General features: G+C 73.8%; 19 protein-coding genes. 9 read left to right on the forward strand and 10 right to left on the reverse strand.

Annotated features, from left to right (window positions below; genetic code table 11):
• Window positions 1-23: 23 nt before the first annotated feature.
• Window positions 24-1,262 (reverse strand): S8 family peptidase, encoded by a 1,239-nt coding sequence (locus SNOUR_RS30470; RefSeq protein WP_079142968.1) that lies wholly within the window; start codon window positions 1,260-1,262, stop codon window positions 24-26.
• Between the two features lie 313 nt (window positions 1,263-1,575).
• Here SNOUR_RS30470 and SNOUR_RS30475 point away from each other — a divergent pair, with 313 nt between their 5' ends.
• Window positions 1,576-2,382 carry an SGNH/GDSL hydrolase family protein gene (locus SNOUR_RS30475; RefSeq protein ID WP_067353373.1) on the forward strand — a complete coding sequence of 269 codons (807 nt, stop codon included), beginning with the start codon at window positions 1,576-1,578 and terminating at the stop codon, window positions 2,380-2,382.
• A 240-nt stretch (window positions 2,383-2,622) separates the two neighbouring features.
• Window positions 2,623-2,886 (forward strand): hypothetical protein, encoded by a 264-nt coding sequence (locus tag SNOUR_RS30480; RefSeq protein WP_079142969.1) that lies wholly within the window; start codon window positions 2,623-2,625, stop codon window positions 2,884-2,886.
• A 157-nt stretch (window positions 2,887-3,043) separates the two neighbouring features.
• Here the strand turns inward: SNOUR_RS30480 and SNOUR_RS30485 are convergent, their stop codons facing one another.
• A complete protein-coding gene (locus tag SNOUR_RS30485; protein WP_067353377.1) occupies window positions 3,044-4,312 on the reverse strand; it encodes a type ISP restriction/modification enzyme in 1,269 nt (422 codons plus the stop codon).
• A gap of 197 nt (window positions 4,313-4,509) precedes the next feature.
• Here SNOUR_RS30485 and SNOUR_RS30490 point away from each other — a divergent pair, with 197 nt between their 5' ends.
• Window positions 4,510-5,901 (forward strand): MFS transporter, encoded by a 1,392-nt coding sequence (locus tag SNOUR_RS30490; RefSeq protein ID WP_067353380.1) that lies wholly within the window; start codon window positions 4,510-4,512, stop codon window positions 5,899-5,901.
• A gap of 34 nt (window positions 5,902-5,935) precedes the next feature.
• On the opposite strand, the gene SNOUR_RS30495 is transcribed toward SNOUR_RS30490, so the two are convergent.
• Window positions 5,936-6,685 (reverse strand): GntR family transcriptional regulator, encoded by a 750-nt coding sequence (locus SNOUR_RS30495; RefSeq protein ID WP_067353382.1) that lies wholly within the window; start codon window positions 6,683-6,685, stop codon window positions 5,936-5,938.
• A gap of 33 nt (window positions 6,686-6,718) precedes the next feature.
• Window positions 6,719-8,074, reverse strand: a complete 1,356-nt coding sequence (gene hmgA / locus SNOUR_RS30500; protein WP_067353387.1) for a homogentisate 1,2-dioxygenase — start codon at window positions 8,072-8,074, stop codon at window positions 6,719-6,721.
• A gap of 233 nt (window positions 8,075-8,307) precedes the next feature.
• Here hmgA and SNOUR_RS30505 point away from each other — a divergent pair, with 233 nt between their 5' ends.
• The 3 genes from SNOUR_RS30505 to SNOUR_RS30515 all read left to right on the forward strand — a co-directional run bounded on the left by SNOUR_RS30505 (window position 8,308) and on the right by SNOUR_RS30515 (window position 11,838).
• A complete protein-coding gene (locus tag SNOUR_RS30505; protein ID WP_376738552.1) occupies window positions 8,308-9,102 on the forward strand; it encodes a TetR/AcrR family transcriptional regulator in 795 nt (264 codons plus the stop codon).
• A 157-nt stretch (window positions 9,103-9,259) separates the two neighbouring features.
• Complete coding sequence (locus tag SNOUR_RS30510; RefSeq protein ID WP_067353389.1) at window positions 9,260-10,654, forward strand: aldehyde dehydrogenase family protein; 1,395 nt, start codon at window positions 9,260-9,262, stop codon at window positions 10,652-10,654.
• A gap of 83 nt (window positions 10,655-10,737) precedes the next feature.
• Entirely contained in the window at window positions 10,738-11,838 is a 1,101-nt protein-coding gene (locus SNOUR_RS30515) for a Zn-dependent alcohol dehydrogenase (RefSeq protein WP_067353391.1), read from the forward strand.
• Window positions 11,839-11,862: 24 nt separating this feature from the next.
• Here SNOUR_RS30515 and SNOUR_RS30520 read toward each other — a convergent pair whose 3' ends face one another.
• Both SNOUR_RS30520 and SNOUR_RS30525 read right to left on the reverse strand, forming a co-directional pair.
• Entirely contained in the window at window positions 11,863-12,870 is a 1,008-nt protein-coding gene (locus SNOUR_RS30520; RefSeq protein WP_079142970.1) for an urea transporter, read from the reverse strand.
• 58 nt (window positions 12,871-12,928) lie between these two features.
• A complete protein-coding gene (locus SNOUR_RS30525) occupies window positions 12,929-13,585 on the reverse strand; it encodes a TetR/AcrR family transcriptional regulator (RefSeq protein WP_067358934.1) in 657 nt (218 codons plus the stop codon).
• 91 nt (window positions 13,586-13,676) lie between these two features.
• Here SNOUR_RS30525 and SNOUR_RS30530 point away from each other — a divergent pair, with 91 nt between their 5' ends.
• Window positions 13,677-14,834 (forward strand): acyl-CoA dehydrogenase family protein, encoded by a 1,158-nt coding sequence (locus tag SNOUR_RS30530; protein WP_067353394.1) that lies wholly within the window; start codon window positions 13,677-13,679, stop codon window positions 14,832-14,834.
• Between the two features lie 133 nt (window positions 14,835-14,967).
• On the forward strand, window positions 14,968-15,591 hold the full coding sequence (locus SNOUR_RS30535) for a TetR/AcrR family transcriptional regulator (RefSeq protein ID WP_067353396.1): 624 nt from the start codon (window positions 14,968-14,970) through the stop codon (window positions 15,589-15,591).
• A 54-nt stretch (window positions 15,592-15,645) separates the two neighbouring features.
• Here SNOUR_RS30535 and SNOUR_RS30540 read toward each other — a convergent pair whose 3' ends face one another.
• Window positions 15,646-16,107, reverse strand: a complete 462-nt coding sequence (locus tag SNOUR_RS30540; protein WP_067353398.1) for a MaoC family dehydratase — start codon at window positions 16,105-16,107, stop codon at window positions 15,646-15,648.
• 124 nt (window positions 16,108-16,231) lie between these two features.
• Between SNOUR_RS30540 and soxR the strand changes: the two genes are divergently transcribed.
• On the forward strand, window positions 16,232-16,795 hold the full coding sequence (soxR, locus tag SNOUR_RS30545) for a redox-sensitive transcriptional activator SoxR (RefSeq protein WP_079143581.1): 564 nt from the start codon (window positions 16,232-16,234) through the stop codon (window positions 16,793-16,795).
• A 92-nt stretch (window positions 16,796-16,887) separates the two neighbouring features.
• On the opposite strand, the gene SNOUR_RS30550 is transcribed toward soxR, so the two are convergent.
• From SNOUR_RS30550 to SNOUR_RS30555, 3 genes are all read right to left on the reverse strand, one after another.
• Window positions 16,888-18,330, reverse strand: coding sequence for an amidase (locus SNOUR_RS30550; RefSeq protein WP_067353401.1), 1,443 nt, complete (start codon window positions 18,328-18,330; stop codon window positions 16,888-16,890).
• A gap of 89 nt (window positions 18,331-18,419) precedes the next feature.
• Window positions 18,420-18,533 carry an MFS transporter small subunit gene (locus SNOUR_RS49585; RefSeq protein WP_435855130.1) on the reverse strand — a complete coding sequence of 38 codons (114 nt, stop codon included), beginning with the start codon at window positions 18,531-18,533 and terminating at the stop codon, window positions 18,420-18,422.
• The gene (locus tag SNOUR_RS30555) at window positions 18,530-19,909 is read right to left on the reverse strand and encodes an L-lactate MFS transporter (protein WP_067353403.1); all 1,380 of its coding nucleotides are present in this window, start codon (window positions 19,907-19,909) and stop codon (window positions 18,530-18,532) included. Before SNOUR_RS30555 ends, SNOUR_RS49585 begins: the two co-directional genes overlap by 4 nt.
• Between the last annotated feature and the right edge of the window lie 2 nt (window positions 19,910-19,911).

A 19,911-nucleotide genomic window follows, 5' to 3' on the forward strand; every position in this document is an offset into this window, starting at 1 on the left:
GGTGGCCCGCGGGGGGTGCCCCGTTACGGGACGATCTTCAGCAGCTTGTTGGGCGAGCCGCTGCCGGGGTTGGTCACGGTCCCGGAGGTGGCGCCGTTCACCAGGGCCGTGGCGACCTGGGCCGGAGTGGCCGTGGGGTGCCCGGCGAGATAGACCGCGGCGGCGCCCGCGACGTGCGGGGTGGCCATCGAGGTCCCGGAGATGGTGTTGGTGGCGGTGTCGCTGGTGTTCCAGGCGCTGGTGATGCTGCTGCCGGGCGCGAAGAGGTCCACCCGGGAGCCGTAGTTGGAGTACGAGGCGCGGGCGTCGGTCGAGGTCGTCGCGCCGACGGTGATGGCCTCGGGGACCCGCGCGGGGGAGTGGTTCTGCGCGTTGTCCCCCGAATTGCCGGCCGCGATGGCGTAGGTCACGCCGCTCTTGATGGAGTTCTGCACGGCGGCGTCCAGGGCCGCGTCCGGGCCGCCGCCCAGCGACACGTTCGCCGCCGACGGGCCCTTGTGGTTCTTGGTGACCCAGTCGATGCCCGCGACCACCTGGGCGGTGGTGCCGGAGCCGGAGTCGTCCAGCACCCGCACGGCGACGATCTTCGCCTTCTTGGCGACGCCGTACGACGAGCCGGCGATGTTCGCCGCGACGTGGGTGCCGTGGCCGTTGCCGTCCTGGGCGACGTTGTCGTTGTCGATCGCGTCGTAGCCGTTGGACGCCCGGCCGCCGAACTCCCGGTGGGAGATCCGGACCCCGGTGTCGATGACGTACACGGTGGCGCCCGAGCCGGCGGTGGCGGGGTAGGCGTACTTCTTGTCCAACGGCAGCTTCGCCTGGTCGATCCGGTCCAGGCCCCAGGACGGCGGGTTGTTCTGGGTGTCCAGGGCGTGCACGGTGCGGTCCTGGTAGACGCGGTCGACGGCGGGGTCGGCCGCCAGCCGTCTCGCCTGGGCCTCGGACAGGGTGGCGGCATAGCCGTTGAGCGCGGCCGTATAGGTGCGCTTGACGGTGCCTCCGTAGGCGGATATCACGCCGCGGCCGTCCGCCGACGCGGCCTTGAGACCCGCGGTCGGCTTGAGCGTGACGAGGTAGCTGCCGTGCACCGCGTCGGCGGCACCGGCACCGACGACGGTGCCCTGGGCGGGCGCCGCCTGGGCGGGCAGGGCCAGGACGCCGAGGGTGGCGGCGGCCGTGGCGGCGGTGACCGCCGTGGCGATCCGCAGGGTGGTGGAACGCCGGCGGGCGGCGTGGGGGGTGGTGGAACGCATCACTGCCATCGCGAGGGAGTCCTCCTCATCGGTGGCGCGCCGTGGTGCGCGCGCGGGGTGGGCGTACGGGTCCGTACGCAATCGGCCGATCCGTGAAAGTCCGTGACCGTCCGTCAAAAGATTCGATGAGTCGCACGCAGGTATCAAGAGTCCCAACGGGATGTCATATGCGCGTCATGGAAAGGCAATGCCGCCGCAGTGAGCAACCTGACAGAACAGCAGATTTGTCATGAACTCTGTACGAGTTTTGGCATGGACACTTCCGGCCACGCGGGACTCCTGGTACCACGGATCGCGCAGAGATCCTGCTATGGGAGGTTCCATGAGAGTGTCCCGTTTTGCGGCATTGACATCCGCCTTCTTCGTTGCTTCGTCGCTCGCGCTCACCGGCGCAGGCGCTGCGGCGGCAGCCCAACTCCCCGCCGCCGGAGGCTATGTGGCCCTCGGCGACTCCTACTCCTCCGGCGTCGGCGCCGGCAGTTACGACAGCGGCAGCGGTGCCTGTAAACGCAGCACCAAGTCCTATCCGGCCCTCTGGGCGGCGGCGCACTCCCCGTCGTCCTTCGCTTTCACCGCATGTTCAGGGGCCCGAACGGGTGATGTCGTCAGTGGTCAGCTCGGCCCGCTCGACTCCGCCACGAGTCTGGTCAGCATCACCGTCGGCGGCAACGACGCCGGATTCGCCGACACCATGACGACCTGTGCCCTCCAGGGCGAGAGTGCCTGCCTGGCCCGGATCGCCCAGGCCCGCGCCTACATCGACAACACCCTCCCCGGCAAGCTCGACACCGTGTACGCGGCCATCGCCGACAAGGCGCCGTCCGCCCGTGTCGTCGCCCTGGGGTACCCGCACTTCTACAAGCTCGACGGCTCCTGTGTGGCCGGCCTCACCGAGAAGTCCCGCGCCGCCGTGAACGCCGCCGCCGACGACATCAACGGCGTCATCGCCAAGCGCGCCGCCGACCACGGCTTCACCTTCGCCGATGTCAACTCCACCTTCGCCGGCCACGAGCTGTGCTCCGGCAGCCCGTGGTTGCACAGCGTGACCTACCCCGTCGACGAGTCCTACCACCCCACCGCCGCAGGTCAAGCCAGCGGCTACCTCCCGGTGTTCGGCTCCGCTGCGTGATCCTCCGTGTACGGGGCGCGGGGGAGGGGGCTTCCTCCTCCGCGCTCCGGCCTCCCCGGCAACCTCCAGCGGGCGCCCAACTCGCCCTGGCACGCGCGCTGTACGTGACATTCCGTATGGTGTTCGTCAACGTCAAGGCATGGCAGGTGAATCCGTTGACCGGTCTGCACGCGTGTCCTCCAAGAGAGATAGGGTTACCCTGCCCGTTGGCCGGGTGCCCTCGTACGGGTGGGGAGAGTCATGGAACAGATAACAATGCGCAGCAGGGCGCGGGTCCCTGCCATCACATGCGGGAGCAGCGCGTCCAGCGCGCGGCTCGACCGCCATCTCGCGGTGCTCGGCGGTCCCGCCATTCCGCAGCGCGAGGTGGAGGGGGCCACGTCGTTGATGCAGGAGCTCACCGCGCGTGACCACACGCGCATCACCAAGAGCCGCGGCCACCGGGTGTCGCTGTTCGCACCGCTGCGCAGGCTCCGCCGCTCGCTCTTCGGCGGCCACGGCTGAGCAGTCTCTGAAGCGGCACCACCGGCTCAGGCAACCCACCGTCCCGGCTCGGCGCAGCACCGCCGGCCGGTGCCGCCTTCTCACCACCCGTCACCTCGTGGCGGGTGGTCCTTTGTGTGCCCGCGGGCGCGCCCTTCCCGCCGGCTCGGGGTGCGACTCACAAGAGCGCGAACTGGCCGTCCGGGCCCTCCTCCCGGTGGTCCAGCACGGACGCCGGCCGGGCCGCCGCGGCCGGCACCGGCAGCACCCCGGCGGACCGTAGCTCCGCCGCCCCGATCCGCGGACCGGCCGCCACCGCCCGCGTCAACTGCGCCACCTCCGGCTCCAGTTCGGCCAGCAGCGCCAGGACGGTGACCAGCTCCAGCAGTTCCGAGGTCCACTCCTGCGGCCAGGCCGCGGGCCGCAGCGCCGCCAGCGAGCCGGCCTCGGCGGGCTCGCCGCCGGCCGCACCGGGCGCGCAGCGCTGCGCGAACCACTCCTCCAGCACCCGTACGCCCCCGGCATGGAACTTCCAGGCACCCGCCGGCACCGGCGAGATCCGGCCGTCGCCGAGCAGCAGCGCCTGGTCGTCGGGGTCGTAGGCGAGGGTCGCGGGCAGTCCGTGGGCGGGCAGCGCGGCCCGCACGTAGGGTCGCCGACCGCCCGGCAGGCGCGGTCGCCCGCCGGGCCCGTTCGGGCCGTCGCCCTGGTGGGCGCCCCAGGTGCACAGCCACAGCAGCCGGCCGCCGAGCGCCGTCCCGCGGTCCCAGAGCGCCGGGTCGGCGGTGAGCGGCACCGTGGTGCCGGCGGGGGAGTGCTCCGCGGTGGCGACGATCCAGGCGAGCAGCTCGGCCGGGCGGACCGGACGGTCCAGGCGGCGGGCGAGGAGGTCCGTCAGCCCGGGGGCGAGGTTGGGCTCGGCGCCGCCGGGCCGGCGGTGCAGCGGGTGGATCCGGCCGGGCCGGCCGGCCGGGGAGCGTCCGTCCGGGAGCAGCGCGGAGGGCACCACCGCCGGGCCCGGGGTCTGCGGGACATGGCCCAACTCCACCAGGAACACCTGGTGTTCGTCGGCGACCCGCCACAACTCCGGGCGGGCCGCGTCGATCAGCCGGTGGTCGGGCAGCAGCCACTGCCGGTCGAACGGCCCGTGCAGCACCCGCACCGGCTCCGGGCACGGGCCGACCGCCCGGGACAGCCGTGCGGTGGGGGTGGCCCGCCCGGGGAGCTGACCGACCGCGGAGTGCAGGGTGCGGGCCCGGGAGGGGCGGAACAGCCGCTCGCGCGCCGCCGGGTCCGCGGCCGCCAGGGCCTGCCAACGGGCGCGCAGGGTGGCCGGATCCGGTCCCGTCACCCAGGAGCGGCCGAGCCGCAGCGGCGCCACGGACCACGGCATCAGATCGGACAGCCGTGGCGCGTCACGTCCTGGCGCGCCCTGCTTCGCCGTCACGCGGAGCCCCTCCCGCAACCGTTGGTCGACCCCGGCATGGTAGGCCCTGGCGGCGCACTCCCGCCCGCCGGCCGTCGTCCGGGCAGGCATCCGCGCCGGGGGTGTCCGACCGCCGGAAGCGCCCTGAGGCGGTCTTCCGCGTGCTGATCTTGGCGGAGTACGGTCCTGACCGGAACACCTGCCGAGGGAGGGCCGCCATGACGGACATCGCCTCCTCCGCGCCTGGGCGGCGCCGGGGGACCTCCACCGAGGCCCGGGCCGCCGCACGGCTGGACCGGCTGCCACCGTCCCGCTGGCACCGCCGGATCACCCTCGTCGTCGGCGTCGGCGCCTTCTTCGACCTCTACGAGATCTTCCTCGGCGGGGTGCTCGCCGCGGTGCTGGCCGACCGGTGGGGCCTGGGGCACACCGCGAAGTCCTGGGTGATCGCCGCCGGTTTCCTCGGGATGTTCGTCGGCGCCAATGTGCTGTCGGTGCTCGCCGACCGGCTCGGCCGGCGCCGGATGTTCCTGGTCGACCTGGGCGGTTACGCGCTCTGCTCGCTGGCCGCGGCGTGCGCGCCGGATCTGGGCTGGCTGCTCGTCCTGCGTTGTCTGTCCGGACTCGGGCTCGGTGCCGAACTCGTCCTGGTCGATACCTATTTGGCGGAGTTCCTGCCGCGGGCGGTCCGCGGTCGGTACCTCGCCTACGCCTACACCCTCGGCTTCGCCGGCGTGCCGGTGGCGGCGCTGCTGGGCGCCCGCCTGGTGGCCGGGCACACGGTGCTGGGGGTGGATGGCTGGCGGTGGTTGCTGATCGCCGGCGCGCTGGGCGCCGCCTTCCTGCAACTGATGCGTCGTCAGCTCCCGGAGTCGCCACGCTGGTTGACCGTCCAGGGCCGCCAGGAGGAGGCCGACCGGATCGTGACCGACATCGAGCGGCGGGTGGCGGCGGAGACCGGCAACAGTCTGCCCTCCGTCCCGGACGTCGAGGAGGTCCCGGAACGCAAGGTGCCGCTGCGGGAGATGTTCCGCGGCGAGTACCGCCGCCGGACGCTCATGTGGTGGATCTTCCAGGTGCTCCAGACCGTCGGCTACTACGGCTTCGGCTCGCTGGCGCCGGTGGTGCTCACCGCCAAGGGGCACACCGTCACCGACTCGCTGACGTACGCGGCGCTGAGTTACTGCGGCTATCCGATCGGCTCCGCGCTGTCCGTCCCGCTGATCGACCGGATCGAGCGCCGGACGCTGATCGTTGCCGCCGCGCTCGGCATGGCCGGCTGCGGTCTGGCCTTCGGCTTCGCCACCGCCACCTGGGCGATCGTCGCCTTCGGCTTCCTGCTGACGGTGTGCAGCAACGTCTTCTCCAACGCCTTCCACGTCTACCAGACCGAGATCTTCCCGACCGGGCTGCGCGGCAGCGCGATCGGCATCGCCTACTCGCTGTCCCGGCTCACCTCGGTCGTGCTGCCGTTCGTCGCGCTGGGCGTGCTGGCCGACTTCGGCGCGGCCGCGGTCTTCGTCGGCTCCGCGGTGCTGCTGGTGCTGCTGTGCGTGGACGTGGCGCTGCTCGGGCCGCGCAGCACCGGGCGGAGCCTGGAGCGGATCTGACGGGACGCCGGCGGCCCCGGGCGCGGCCCCCGGGTCAGTGCGCGTCCAGCGTCACCGTGAACGAGAACCGGTCGCCGCGGTAGTGGATCAGGGCGATGTCCAGCACCCGCCCGGACTCGTCGTAGGTGATCCCGGTGTAATGCAGGATCGGGCTGAGCAGTGGCACATGCAGCAGACGGGCGGTCTCGGGGTCGGCCAGCCGGGCCTCGACGGTGTCGGTGATCCGCCCGATCCGGATGCCCACCGCGTCCCGCAGCACCTTCGTCATCGGCCACCGCTCCAGGTCGGCGAGGTCGATCCGGGCGGCCACGTCGGGACGTACGTAGTTGCGCGCGTGGTTGGTCGGCTCGTCCGTCGCCTCGTCGCTGCGCAGTCGCCGAAAACCGGCCACCTCCGCCAGATCCGGAAAGTATTCGGCCAGTTCGGCGGGGACCGCGACCGGTCCGTGCTCCAGCAGAACGGTCCGCATCCCGGACTGCTGGGCCACGATCGCGTCCACGGACCCGAGCAGCCGCACCGGCGCACCGCGCCGCGCATGCGGCTCGATGAAGGTGCCCCGGCGCCGGTGCCGGCTGATCAGACCCTCCTCCTCCAACTCCTTGAGCGCCTGGCGCATCGTCAGCACGCTGACGCCGTAGTGCGCGGCGAGCGCGTCCTCGGTGGGCAGCCGGAGCGGTGCCTCCGGGGAGCGGCCCAGTATGGAGGCGCGCAGGGACTGCGAGACCTGGTACCACAGCGGCAGCTTGCGGTTCAGGGCGAGCGAGTCGGGAGCGAAGGTGGTCAAGGGCGTTCCCCGGTTGCGGTGCTGGTCCCGGTGCTACGGGCGGAAGTGGCGCTGGAGACCCTGCCATACGTCGTCGTAGCCGCGCTGGCGGTGCCCGGCGTCCCGGGCCTGCTCGGTGAGGGTCAGCGGCCAGCGGGTCTCGAACATGAAGGCCAGTCCGTCGTCGATCTTCTGCGGGACCAGTTCGGCGGCGCTGGCCCGCTCGAAGGTCTCCCGGTCCGGACCGTGCGCGGACATCATGTTGTGCAGCGAGCCGCCGCCCGGGACGAAGCCGCCCTTCCCGGCCGCCTTCGCGTCGTAGGCGCCCTCGATGAGGCCCATGTACTCGGTCATCACGTTGCGGTGGAAGTACGGCGGGCGGAAGGTGTCCTCGCCGACCAGCCAGCGCGGGGCGAACACCACGAAGTCCACCCCGGCCAGCCCCGGGGTGTCCGAGGGCGAGGTCAGCACCGTGAAGATCGACGGGTCCGGGTGGTCGTAGCTGATCGAGCCGATGACGTTGAAGCGGCGCAGGTCGTAGACGTAGGGCACGTGGTTGCCGTGCCAGGCGACCACGTCCAGCGGGGAGTGGTCGTAGGTCGCGGTCCACAGGTGGCCGCAGAACTTGTTGACCACCTCGACCGGCCCCTCGACGTCCTCGTAGGCGGCGGTCGGGGCGAGGAAGTCCCGTGCGTTGGCCAGGCCGTTGGCGCCGATCGGGCCGAGGTGGGGGAGTTCGAAGGGGCGGCCGTAGTTCTCGCAGACATAGCCGCGAGCCGTCGGGCCGGTTCCGTCGGGCGCGGCGTCCAGCAGCTCGACCCGGAAGCGGACGCCGCGCGGGATCAGCGCCACATGGCCCGGTTCGACCCGCAGCAGGCCGAACTCGGTGCGCAGCAGCAGCCCGCCGCGCTCCGGCACGATCAGCAGCTCGCCGTCCGCGTTGCCGAACACCCGCCGTTCCATGGAGGCGTTGACGTGGTAGAGGTGCACCGCCATGCCGGTGCGCTGGGTGGCGTCGCCGTTGCCGCCCAGCGTCCACAGGCCGTCGATGAAGTCCGTGGGGTCGGCGGGCGCGGGGAGCGGGTCCCAGCGCAGCCGGTTGGGGTCGGGCAGGCACTCGGTGAACGGCGCCGAGCGGATCTCGCCGCGGTTGGCGCGGACGAACGGCGGGTGCGCGGCCGACGGCCGGATGCGGTAGAGCCAGGACCGGCGGTTGTGGCTCCGGGGTTCGGTGAACGCCGAACCGCTGAGCTGCTCGGCGTACAGCCCGAGGGGGGCCCGCTGGGGGGAGTTGCGGCCCACCGGCAGGGCGCCGGGGACCGCCTCCGAGCTGTGCTCGTTGCCGAACCCGGAGGAGTAGGCGAGGCCCTCGGCCGCCTTCCTGGCCCGCTCGTTGTCCGTACCTGTCATCGCACGCTCCCGCCGCTCACGGATCAAGACGTCCACGGAATCCAAGGCACCACGAGGTCCGAGGAGGACCTCAGGGAATCCTATGCAAGACATTAGGATTGGGGCGGGGGTCCGTCAACGGTGGCGCTGCCTGCCTGGTCGAGCGACGCCGGGCACGCGGGGGGATCCCGGCCGCGATGGCCGGATCGCCCCGCTCGCCCATCCCCGGTGCGCGCGCCGGGCAAGATGACCACGTGCAGCCTTCGACGCCCCCGCCCGTCCCGCCGTCCACCCCCGCCCCGCAGCCCGCTCCCGCCGCACGGCCTGCTTCCGCCCCCGCCGTAGGGTCCGCTCCCGCCCCCGCCGCCCTGGCCCACCCGCCCGCACCGCCCCTGCTCCGTCGTGCGCCCGTCCAGCGGCGCAGCGCCCAGCGCCTGGCCCGGATCCTCGACGCCTGCGCCGAGCTGCTGGACGAGACCGGCTACGAGGACCTGAGCACCCGCGCGGTGGCCGGCCGCGCCGGGGTCCCGATCGGCTCCGTCTACCGCTTCTTCCCCAACAAGCGCGCCATGGCCGAGGCGCTCGCCCGGCGCAACCTCGACGCCTACGCGGACCGGATCAGCGCCCGGCTGACCGCCCCGGAGCAGCCGCCGGGCTGGCGCGCCGCGATGGACGTGGTGATCGACGAGTACCTGGCCATGAAGCGGACGGTGTCGGGCTTCGCCCTGGTGGAGTTCACCGTCCCCGCCCCGCGCGAGTCCCGGCAGGCCAACTACGAGGTCGCCGACCGGCTGCTGCGGCTGCTCGCCGGGCGGCTCGGCCTGGATCCCGCCGACGCCCGGCTGCGCACCGTCTTCCTGGTCGGCGTGGAGACCGCCGACGCGCTGCTCCAGCTCGCCTTCCGCATCGACCCGGCGGGCGATCCGGCGATCGTCACGGAGGCCAAGGAACTGCTGCGGGCCTATCTGGCGCGCTATCTGGACGGGCCGGACGGCCGATCGGCCGAGGGCGCGGCAGGGGCGGCCGGCCCTGGCGGCGGGGCCGGGTGAGGACGGTGCGTCCGTGCCGCGGAGGGTCCGGGCGGGCGGGAGTGCCGCTGGCGGACACGAAACTACCGGCGCTAGTTTGGAGGGAGTCCCCCTAGGAAGTGCCCCAGGGCGCACCTAGGGTGCCGATCATCACCAGCCGGCCCGGGAGGAACGCGACGTGAAGCACCACGAGGCGCTGTACATCGACGGACGCTGGCGGCCCGCCGCGGGCAGCGGCACGATCGAGGTCGTCAACCCGGCCGACGAGCAGGTCATCGCCACCGTCCCGGCCGGCTCCGCACAGGACGTGGACGCCGCGGTGCGGGCCGCCCGCGCCGCCCTGCCCGGCTGGGCCGCCACCCCGCCCGCCGCCCGCGCCGAGCGACTGGCCGCGCTGCGCGACCAACTCGCCGCCCGCGCCGAGGAGATCGCGCGGACCGTCACCGCGGAACTCGGCGCGCCGCTCGCCTTCAGCCGGACCGTGCACGCCGGGGTGCCGGTCGCGGTCTGCGGCTCGTACGCCCAGATCGCCCGCGAGTACGCCTTCGAGGAGACCCTCGGCAACTCCACCGTGCTGCACGAGCCGGTCGGCGTGGTGGGCGCGATCACCCCGTGGAACTACCCGCTGCACCAGATCGTCGCCAAGGTGGCCCCGGCGCTGGCGGCCGGCTGCACGGTCGTCCTCAAGCCCGCCGAGGACACCCCGCTGGTGGCCCAGCTGTTCGCCGAGTGCGTCGAGGCGGTCGGGATACCCGCCGGCGTCGTCAACCTCGTCACCGGACTCGGGCCCGTCGCCGGCCGGGCGCTGGCCGAGCACGACGGCGTCGACATGGTCTCCTTCACCGGCTCGACCGCGGTGGGCCGGACCATCGGCGCGCTCGCCGGCGGCGCGGTCAAGCGGGTGGCCCTGGAACTGGGCGGCAAGTCCGCCAACGTCATCCTGCCCGGCGCGGACCTCGGCAAGGCGGTGGCGGTCGGCGTCGCCAACGTCATGGCCAACTCCGGCCAGACGTGCAGTGCCTGGACCCGGATGCTGGTGCACAGGGACCAGTACGACGAGGCGGTCGCGCTGGCCGCCGCCGCGACCGCCAAGTACGTCCCCGGCGAGCGGCTCGGCCCGCTGGTCAGCGCCCGCCAGCGGGAGAGGGTGGTCGGCTACCTCGAACGCGGCGTCGCCGAGGGCGCCCGGCCCGTCGTGGGCGGACCGCGGACGCCCGAGGGGCCCGGCTTCTACGTCCACCCCACCGTCTTCGCCGACGTCACCCCGGAGATGACCATCGCCCAGGAGGAGATCTTCGGCCCGGTCCTGACCGTCCTGCGCTACGAGGACGAGGACGACGCGGTGCGGATCGCCAACGGCACCGTCTACGGCCTGGCCGGCGCGGTCTGGGCCGGCGACGACGCCCGGGCGGTCGCCTTCGCCCGCCGGCTGGAGACCGGCCAGGTCGACATCAACGGCGGCCGGTTCAACCCGCTCGCCCCGTTCGGCGGGTACAAGAAGTCCGGGATCGGCCGGGAGCTGGGGCCGCACGGCCTGGCCGAGTACCTCCAGACCAAGTCCCTCCAGTTCTGACAACCCGTTCCCGCACCGGGCCGGCACGCCCCGCCGGCCCGTCGCACCCGCCCGCCCCGCCGCCGACGCCCCGAGGAGACCCCGTGGTCCGCGCCGCCGTCCTGCCCGCCGTCAACGCCCCGCTCCGGGTGACCGAGATCGAACTGCCGGAGCCCGGCCCCGGCCAGGTCCGGATCAGGCTCGCCGCCGCCGGCGTCTGCCACTCCGACCTGTCGCTGTCCAACGGGACGCTGCGCCAGCCCGCCCCCGCCGTGCTCGGGCACGAGGGCGCGGGCACCGTCAGCGCGGTGGGACCGGATGTGACCGGGGTGGCGGTCGGCGACCGGGTGGTCCTCAACTGGGCGCCGTCCTGCGGCGATTGCCACTTCTGCGGACTGGCCGAGCCCTGGCTGTGCGCCGACGCCGGCCGGGCCGCGGGCGCCCCGTACGCCACCCTCGGCGCCGACGGCAGCGCGCTCTACCCGGGCCTGGGCACCGCCGCGTTCGCCGAGGAGACCGTGGTGCCCGCGCACGCCGCGCTGCCGCTGCCGGACGGCATCCCGCTGACCGACGCGGCCCTGCTCGGCTGTGCGGTGCTCACCGGCTGGGGAGCCGTCCACCACAGCGCCCGGGTCCGGGCGGGGGAGTCGGTGCTGGTCGTCGGCGTCGGCGGGGTGGGGCTTGCGACCCTGCAGGCGGCCCGGATCGCCGGGGCGGGCCCGATCGTGGCGGTGGACGTCTCGCCGGCCAAGGAGGAGTTGGCCCGGGCGGCCGGCGCCACCGACTTCCTGGTCGCCGACGGTCCGGCGTTCTTCGAGAAGGAGGGCGCCAAGCGGATCCGGGCGCTCACCGGCGGCGTCGGCGCCGATGTCGCCGTGGAGTGCGTGGGCCGCGCGGAGACCATCCGCGCGGCCTGGTCCGCCACCCGGCGCGGCGGCCGGACGACGGTGGTCGGCATCGGCGGCAAGGACCAGCAGGTCGCCTTCTCCGCCCTGGAGTTGTTCTACTTCGGCCGGACGCTGGCCGGCTGCGTCTACGGCAACAGCGATCCGGCCCGCGACCTGCCGGTGATCGCCGAGCACGTCCGCTCCGGCGCGCTCGACCTCTCCGCGCTGGTCACCGACCGGATCGGGCTGGACGGGATCCCGGCCGCCTTCGAGGCGATGCTCGCCGGGAAGGGCGGTCGGGCGCTGGTGGTGTTCTGAGCGGTCGGACGCGCCGCCGGCCGGTCAGCCCGTGGCCCGGCGCAGCCGCGGGAAGGCCGGCACGGCGGCCAGGAACACCAGCGACACCAGCACGAACGGCCAGGTGAAGGCGTGCCCGCCGGACGGCGCGAAGAGCGCGCCGAGCGCCGGGCCGAGCACGGTGGCGGTGACCGCGCCGACCATCGCGTACCCCACGCTCCAGGCGTCGGTGACCAGGAAGAGCCCGCCCAGCGCCATCGCCACCAGCACCGCGTCGTAGCCCATCAGGCCCTGGCGCACCTGGTCGGCGGGGGCGCCGAGCGCCCAGGACGTCAGGATGCCGACGGCGCTGCCGGCGCAGGCCAGGGCGCCCATGCGGCGGTCGGCGAGGAAGATGCCGACGAGGAAGATCAGGCCGACGTACCACTGCGGCATCAGGAAGATCTCGCCGACGTTGGCGAAGAAGGCGTGCCACAGGTCGGTGAAGCCGAGCGCGGTGGGCCCGGACGCGGTGCCGGGCAGCGCCGCCGGGGCGTCGGACAGGTGCCAGACGTGCTGGAAGCCCGGCGCGGCGACGGTGAGCGCGGTGGCCGTCAGGCAGAACGGCAGGGTGAGGGTGGGCAGTTCCCAGGTGCCCAGGAGTCGCGCGGCGGCGGCCGTGACGACCGTGACGGCCGCGCTGGCGGCGACCGCGATCAGCAGGGTCGACAGGTGGTCGGCGTGCAGGAAGACCGCGCAGGCGACCCCGACCAGGCAGGAGTTGAAGCCCTCCAGTCCGGCCGCGACCCGGCCGCGGTCCACGCCCAGCAGGCGCGCGGTGCCGGTGCCCACGGCCGCGCCCGTCAGCCCGTAGACGCCGTACCGCCACCCCGCGGCGAACAGTGCGATCGAGAAGACCAGCCCGGTCAGCGCGCTGGGCAGGAGGTCGACCTGCGCCTGGCCGCGCAGCACCTCCCTGACGAACCGTCCGCAGCGGGTCGCCGACGGACGGGTCGCTGACAGGTCGTGACTCTTGGCGGCCGACGCTCCGTCGGCCGTGCTCGGCTGGCGCATATCCGCCTCCGCAGGACGCACATCGTCCCTGCCCGCCAGGGACTGATGCACTTTACATTCAAATCCTGGGCGGTCGTCCGGGTGGTGCCAGTTCCGGGTGATGCAGCGTCAGGCCGTCCACCAGCGCCAGCATTCCGGCCTCAAACGCGCCCTCGTCCACCCGGCGTTGGTGCTCGGCCAGCAGGTGCGCCCGGCCGAGGTGCGGGTAGGCGGCCGGGTCGTAGGCGCGCGGGTCGTCCACGAAGCCGCGGGCGAACGAGCCCAGCGCCGAGCCGGCGACGAAGTACCGCACCATGGCGCAGACCTTGGTGGCCAGGGCGGGCGGCCAGCCCGCCTCCACCATGCCGCCGAACGCCGTGTCGGCCATTTTCAGCCCGGCCGGCCGCAGGCCGGGGCCCTGGGCGAGGAACGGCACGATGTGCGGGTGGGCGGCCAGCGCCGCGCGGTAGGAACGGGCCCAGTCCAGCAGGCCGGCCCGCCAGTCGGTGCCGGACGCCAGGGCCGAGACGTCGACCTGGGCGATGACCGTGTCGGCCACCGCGTCGAGGATCTCGTCCTTGGTCGTGAAGTGGTTGTAGAGGGAGGGGCCGCTCACGCCCAGTTCCGCCGCCAGCCGCCGGGTGGAGAGCGCCGCGAGCCCCTCCGCGTCGATCAGTGCCAGCGCGGTGGTGACGATGCGCTCGCGGCTCAGCAGGGGCTTGCGGGGTCGGGCCATGCCGCACATAGTAGGGGCTGCCCCACGAAAACTAGCACCGCTAATTTTCTCCGTCCGCCGCCCTCCCGTTCCCGTCGACAAGGGGTCCGAGATGAACCTGGAGCTCACGCCCGAGCAGACCGCCGTACGCCGGCTCGCCGCGGACTTCACCGACCGCGAGATCGCCCCGCACGCCACCGCCTGGGACCGCGCCGAGCAGGTCGACCCGGGCATCGTCCGCGCGCTCGGCGACCTGGGCTTCCTGGGCCTGACCATCCCCGAGGAGTACGGCGGCTCCGGCGGCGACCACCTCTCCTACGCCCTGGTCACCGAGGAGTTGGGGCGCGGCGACTCCTCGGTCCGCGGCATCGTCTCGGTCTCGCTCGGACTGGTCGCCAAGACCCTCGCCGCCTGGGGCGACGAGGAGCAGAAGCGGACGTGGCTGCCCCGGCTGACGTCCGGCGAGGCGCTCGGCTGCTTCGGCCTGACCGAGCCCGGCACCGGCTCCGACGCGGCCGCCCTGACCACCCGCGCGGTCCGCGACGGCGCGCACGGCGACTGGGTCGTCGACGGCGGCAAGATGTTCATCACCAACGGCACCTGGGCCGACGTCGTCCTGCTCTTCGCCCGGACCGGCGGCGCCCCCGGCCACAAGGGCATCAGCGCCTTCCTGATACCGACCGACACCCCCGGCCTGACCCGCCGCCCGATCCACGGCAAGCTCGGGCTGCGCGGCCAGGCCACCGCCGAACTCGTCCTGGAGGGCGTGCGGGTGCCCGCCGGGGCCATGCTGGGCCCCGAGGGAAAGGGCTTCTCGGTCGCCATGTCCGCGCTGGCCAAGGGGCGGATGTCGGTCGCCGCCGGCTGCGTCGGCATCGCCCAGGCCGCGCTGGACGCCGCGCTCGGCTACGCCGGCCAGCGCGAGCAGTTCGGCGCCCCGATCGCCGGGCGCCAGCTCGTCCAGGAGCTGATCAGCGACATCGCGGTGGACGTGGACGCGGCGCGGCTGCTGACCTGGCGGGTGGCCGATCTGATCGACCGTGGCGAGCCGTTCGCCACCGCGGCGTCCAAGGCGAAGCTCTTCGCCTCCGAGGCCGCGGTGCGCGCCGCGAGCAACGCCCTGCAGGTCTTCGGCGGTTACGGCTACATCGACGAGTACCCGGTCGGCAAGCTGCTCCGGGACGCCCGGGTGATGACCCTCTACGAGGGCACCAGCCAGATCCAGAAGCTCCTCATCGGCCGCGCCCTGACCGGCGTCTCCGCCTTCTGACCCGCCCGTCCGCCGCCCGACCGCCGCCCGCCGGGAGCCCGGCGAGCGGCCCTAAGCGCTTGCTCAGCGACGCGGTATGGTGTTCGATCCGGCAGAGGAAGGGCCCTGGCGGATCGAGGAGCGGGGAGCGGCGATGAGTGCGGCCGAGCGGGCGGCGGAGGAGAGCGGCGAGTGGTCCGGGGTGACCCCGGACGCCGCACGGCGGCTGGTCAGCGCGGCCGTCCAGGCGTTCGCCGAGCGCGGCTACCACGCCACCACCACCCGTGACATCGCCGGCCGCGCCGGGATGAGCCCGGCCGCGCTCTACATCCACTACAAGACCAAGGAAGAACTGCTCTACCGGATCAGCAGCACCGGCCACGAGAAGGCGCTGCGCATCATGGGTGCCGCCGCCGAGGCCCAGGGCAGCGCCACCGACCGGCTCCGCGACGCGGTGCGGACCTTCGCCCGCTGGCACGCCGAGCACCACACCACCGCCCGGGTCATCCAGTACGAGCTCCAGGCGCTCGGCCCGGACCACTACGCCGAGATCGCCGGGCTGCGCCGGCGCACCGACCGGCTGCTCCGGCAGATCATCCAGGACGGTGCGGACAGCGGGGAGTTCCGGGTGGACGACGTCCCCGGCACCACCCTGGCCGTGCTGTCGCTGTGCGTGGACGTCGCCCGCTGGTTCTCCGCCGACGGCCCGCGGACGCCCGACGAGGTCGGCGCGCTCTACGCCGACCTCGTCCTGCGGATGGTCGGCGGCTCCGTCTGAGAGCCGCCGACCGGCCAGGCCCTGCCCGGTGGACCGGGGGCGGACGGCGACGACCTACAGGTGGAACCGGCTGACCGACTCCGCCACGCACACCGGCTTCTCGCCGCCCTCCCGCTCGACCGTCACCAGCGTGGTGAGCTGCACCCCGCCGGTCACCTCGGCCACCTCCGCGATCCGGGCCCGGGCCCGCAGTCGGGAGCCGACCGGGACGATCGCCGGGAAGCGCACCTTGTTGGTGCCGTAGTTGATGCCCATCTTCACGTTGTCCACCCGCATCAGCTGCGGGACCAGGACCGGCAGCAGCGACAGGGTCAGATACCCGTGCGCGATGGTCGTGCCGAACGGGCCGGCCGCGGCCTTCTCCTCGTCGACGTGGATCCACTGGTGGTCGCCGGTGGCCTCCGCGAACAGGTCGATCCGCTTCTGGTCGATCTCCAACCAGTCGCTGGGGCCCAGCTCCTCGCCGATCGCCGCCCGCAGCTCCTCGACCGACCCGAACACCCGGGGCTCTGCCATCCTCGTCCGCCTCCTCAGCCGATTACTAAGCGCTTGCTCAGCATGCGAGGGCGGACGCCCGCTGTCAACGCCCTCGCCCCAGGCCGCCCCGGAGGTCCCCCGGACAGGCCGTAGGGTGGGCCGCGTGCCCCAGCTTCCGTTCAAGGTCCATGAACTCTCCGTCGGCCAGCTCTCCGCGCGCAGCGGCGCGGCCGTCTCCGCCCTGCACTTCTACGAGTCCAAGGGACTGATCAGCAGCACCCGCACGGCCGGCAACCAGCGCCGCTACACCCGCGAGACGCTGCGCCGGGTCGCCTTCATCCGGGCCGCCCAACGGGTCGGGATCCCGCTCGCGGTGATCCGCGACGCCCTGGCCGAGCTGCCGGACGAGCGCACCCCCAACCGCGAGGACTGGGCACGGCTCTCGGCGGTCTGGCGCACCGAACTCGACGAGCGGATCGGCCAACTCGTCGAGCTGCGCGACCGGCTGACCGACTGCATCGGCTGCGGCTGCCTCTCGCTGCAGAACTGCGCGCTGTCCAACCCCTACGACAACCTCGGCGAACAGGGCCCCGGCGCCCGCCGGCTGCGGGTGGACCGCCGCACCGTCGACCCGACGCCGACGCCCGCGCCGCACGACGACACCGACGCCCGCGCCGGCACTTGCGCCCCGGACGCGCTGAGCTGCGCGCCCGGGGAGGAGTGCTAGGGCCTGTCCGATGGGTCATGGCCGGGTCCGCGGCGTCTGGTACGGCCTTGCCGACCCTGACCCATCGGTGTCCCGCTGCCCCGGACGTCGGTTCACCAGACGGGCGGCTTGCGGTGCGCCCACGGGCGGGCCGCCTCCAACTGCGCGGAGAGCGCGATCAAGGTGGCCTCGTCGCCGTAGCGGCCGGCCAGCATCACGCCGATCGGCAGCCCCTCGGCGTTCCAGTGCAGCGGGACGCTGACCGCGGGCTGGCCGGTGGCGTTGTAGAAGGCCGTGAACGGCGTGAAGCGGCCGATCGCGGCGAACTCGGCCTGCGGATCGGCGTCGTCGCGCAGCGCGCCGACCAGGGGCGGCGGCGCGGCCACGGTGGGGGAGAGGATCACGTCGTAGCCGGTGCCGGGCGGCATCAGCTCGTCGGCGAGGGTCTGGGCGAGGGCCCGGAAGGCGTACAGGGAGCTGCCGAAGGCGGTGCCGGAGACGTCCCGGCCGCGGGCCCGCAGATAGCGGGTGAGCGGCATCAGCAGCTCCTCGCCGCCCGGCGGGACCGGGCGGTTGGCCGCCATCACCGACCAGACCCGGGTGAAGGCGTGCAGGATCCGGTCGTCGACCGGGAAGCTCAACTCCTCGGGCCGGTGGCCGAGTTCGCCGAGCAGCGTCACGGTCTCGTCGACCGCTGTGCGGCAGTCGGGGTGCACCTCGACGTCCGGGAGCGGCGCCCGGGCCAGCACCGCTATCCGCAGGCTGCCGGGGTCCCGGCGGACCTGGCCGGCGAAGGTCTCCCCGGGCGGCAGGGACGGGGCGGCGTACGGGTCGCCGGGCCGGGTGCCCGCCATCACGTCCAGCAGCGCCGCCGCGTCGGCCACCGTGCGGGCCAGCGGACCGGAGGTGCTCAGGCCCGTGACGTCGTGCAGCACCGGGCCGCCGCTGACCCGGCCGCGGCTGGGCTTGATGCCGAAGAGCCCGCACGCCGACGCCGGGATGCGGATCGAACCGCCGCCGTCGCTGGCGTGCGCGAGCGGCGCCAGTCCGCCGGCCACCGCCGCGGCCGCGCCGCCGCTGGAGCCGCCCGCCGAGCGGGTCGGGTCCCAGGGGGTGCGGGCGGGCGGGGCGAGCGCGTTCTCGGTGTAGCAGGGCAGCCCGAACTCGGGGGTGTTGGTCTTGCCCAGCAGGACGGTGCCGGCCCGGCGCAGCGCGGCGGCGACATGGTCGTCGACGTCCGGGACGTGGTCGGCCAGCGCGGCCGACCCCATCGTGCAGCGCACCCCGGCGACCTGGTTGAGGTCCTTCACGGGCACCGGGACACCGTGCAGCGGCGGCAGCGCACGGCCCTCGCGGCGGGCCGCGACGGCCTCGCTCTCGGCCTCCGCCGCCTGCTTGCGGGCGATCTCGGGGGTACGGGTGAGGAAGGCGCCCAGGGTGTCGTCCAGCCGGTCGATCCGCGTGAGGTAGTGCTCGGTGAGCTCGACCGGGGACAGCTCCCCGGACCGGATCTCCTCGGCCTGTTCGAGCGCGGTCAGGTCGTGCAGTTCGGCCATGGACGTCCACACCCTCTCGTCAGGGCCCGTGCGGCCCGGGTGCCGCACGGGTGGGGCGGGCCGGCCCCGGCGCGCGCGACCTCCGGTGATCAGCCCGAGAACAGTTGTTTCAGCTTCAGCGCCAACTCGTAAAGCCCGTAGGCGAACGGGACGGCCACCCACAGCCAGGCGACGACCATGAGGGCGGTGCGGCGCGGGGTCATCGGTCGGCTCCCTTCGCGTCGGCCGCCGCGGCGCGTGGCGGCCCGGCGGGCGCGGGCGGTTCGTGGTGGCGGGGGTGGACGGGGCGGATCAGCTCGTTGGCGGCGAAGCCCACCACCAGCAGGCCGATCATGATGAAGAAGGACGTGGAGTACAGCTCCGGGCCGCTGTGCCCGGCGGACTTCCGGGCGTCCGCCACGGCGTTGACGATCAGCGGGCCGAGGACGCCGGCGGTGGACCAGGCGGTGAGCAGCCGGCCGTGGATCGCGCCGACCTGATAGGTGCCGAACAGATCCCGCAAGTAGGCCGGGATCGTGGCGAATCCGCCGCCGTAGAAGGAGAGGATGACCGCCGCGCAGCCGATGAACAATGGCTTGGAAGCGTCGCCGGCCAGCGCGATCACCAGATACAGCAGGGCGCCGGCGCCGAGGTAGAGCCGGTAGACGTTCTTCCGGCCGACCGCGTCGGAGACCGAGGACCAGACGATCCGGCCGAGCATGTTGGCCAGGGAGAGCAGTCCGACGAATCCGGCCGCGGCCGCGGCGCCGACCGGCGCGGCGGTGTGCGCGAAGAAGTCGACGACCATCGGGGCGGCCTTCTCCAGGATGCCGATGCCCGCGGTGACATTGGTGCACAGGACCACCCACAGGCACCAGAACTGCGGGGTGCGCAGGGCGTTGCGCGCGGAGACGCCGGGGAGGGCGAGGCGCGGGCCGGACGCCGCGACCTCCCCCGCGGGACCGGCGGGCGGCCGCGCGGACGCGGGCGGCACCCGCACCAGCAGCACCCCCGGCGTCATGAAGACGCCGTACGCCAGGCCCATCACGAGGAACGTGCGGGCGATCCCGGACGCGTCGGAACCGAGGCCGGCCAGGAGCCGGGTGGACCACGGGGAGGCGATCAGCGCGCCGCCGCCGAAGCCCATGATGGCGATGCCGGTGGCCAACCCGGGGCGGTCCGGGAACCACTTCAGGAGGGTGGAGACGGGGGAGATGTAGCCGATGCCCAGCCCGATCCCGCCGAGCACGCCGTAGCCGGCGACGATCAGCCAGAAGTGGCCGGTGGCCGCGCCCATGGCGGAGACCAGGAATCCCGCGGCGAAGCAGATCGTCGAGACGGCCATCGCCCAGCGCGGGCCGCGGCGTTCGACGAGGGTGCCGCCGAACGCCGCGGACAGCCCCAGCATGGCGATGGCCAGCTGGAAGGGGAGCGCGGAGGCCGTCCCGGAGAGCCCCAGCGCGCTCTCCAGGGGCGGCTTGAACACGCTCCAGGCGTACGCCTGGCCGATGGCGAGGTGGATGGCGAGCGCCGCGGGCGGAACGAGCCAGCGGCTCCAACCCTCGGGTGCGATGCCGCGGGGGCGGTCGGGGACGCGCATGC

This window comes from Streptomyces noursei ATCC 11455 (assembly GCF_001704275.1).
In the GTDB taxonomy this organism is placed as follows: Bacteria; Actinomycetota; Actinomycetes; order Streptomycetales; family Streptomycetaceae; genus Streptomyces; species Streptomyces noursei.

Bases quoted from the DNA above. Each gene is read 5' to 3' on its own strand.
- SNOUR_RS30470 (WP_079142968.1), bottom strand. From the start codon at position 1,262: ATGGCAGTGATGCGTTCCACCACCCCCCACGCCGCCCGCCGGCGTTCC.
- SNOUR_RS30475 (WP_067353373.1), top strand. From the start codon at position 1,576: ATGAGAGTGTCCCGTTTTGCGGCATTGACATCCGCCTTCTTCGTTGCT.
- SNOUR_RS30480 (WP_079142969.1), top strand. From the start codon at position 2,623: ATGGAACAGATAACAATGCGCAGCAGGGCGCGGGTCCCTGCCATCACA.
- SNOUR_RS30490 (WP_067353380.1), top strand. From the start codon at position 4,510: ATGACGGACATCGCCTCCTCCGCGCCTGGGCGGCGCCGGGGGACCTCC.
- hmgA (WP_067353387.1), bottom strand. From the start codon at position 8,074: ATGACAGGTACGGACAACGAGCGGGCCAGGAAGGCGGCCGAGGGCCTC.
- SNOUR_RS30520 (WP_079142970.1), bottom strand. From the start codon at position 12,870: ATGCGCCAGCCGAGCACGGCCGACGGAGCGTCGGCCGCCAAGAGTCAC.
- SNOUR_RS30525 (WP_067358934.1), bottom strand. From the start codon at position 13,585: ATGGCCCGACCCCGCAAGCCCCTGCTGAGCCGCGAGCGCATCGTCACC.
- SNOUR_RS30530 (WP_067353394.1), top strand. From the start codon at position 13,677: ATGAACCTGGAGCTCACGCCCGAGCAGACCGCCGTACGCCGGCTCGCC.
- SNOUR_RS30535 (WP_067353396.1), top strand. From the start codon at position 14,968: ATGAGTGCGGCCGAGCGGGCGGCGGAGGAGAGCGGCGAGTGGTCCGGG.
- SNOUR_RS30540 (WP_067353398.1), bottom strand. From the start codon at position 16,107: ATGGCAGAGCCCCGGGTGTTCGGGTCGGTCGAGGAGCTGCGGGCGGCG.
- SNOUR_RS30550 (WP_067353401.1), bottom strand. From the start codon at position 18,330: ATGGCCGAACTGCACGACCTGACCGCGCTCGAACAGGCCGAGGAGATC.
- SNOUR_RS49585 (WP_435855130.1), bottom strand. From the start codon at position 18,533: ATGACCCCGCGCCGCACCGCCCTCATGGTCGTCGCCTGGCTGTGGGTG.
- SNOUR_RS30555 (WP_067353403.1), bottom strand. From the start codon at position 19,909: ATGCGCGTCCCCGACCGCCCCCGCGGCATCGCACCCGAGGGTTGGAGC.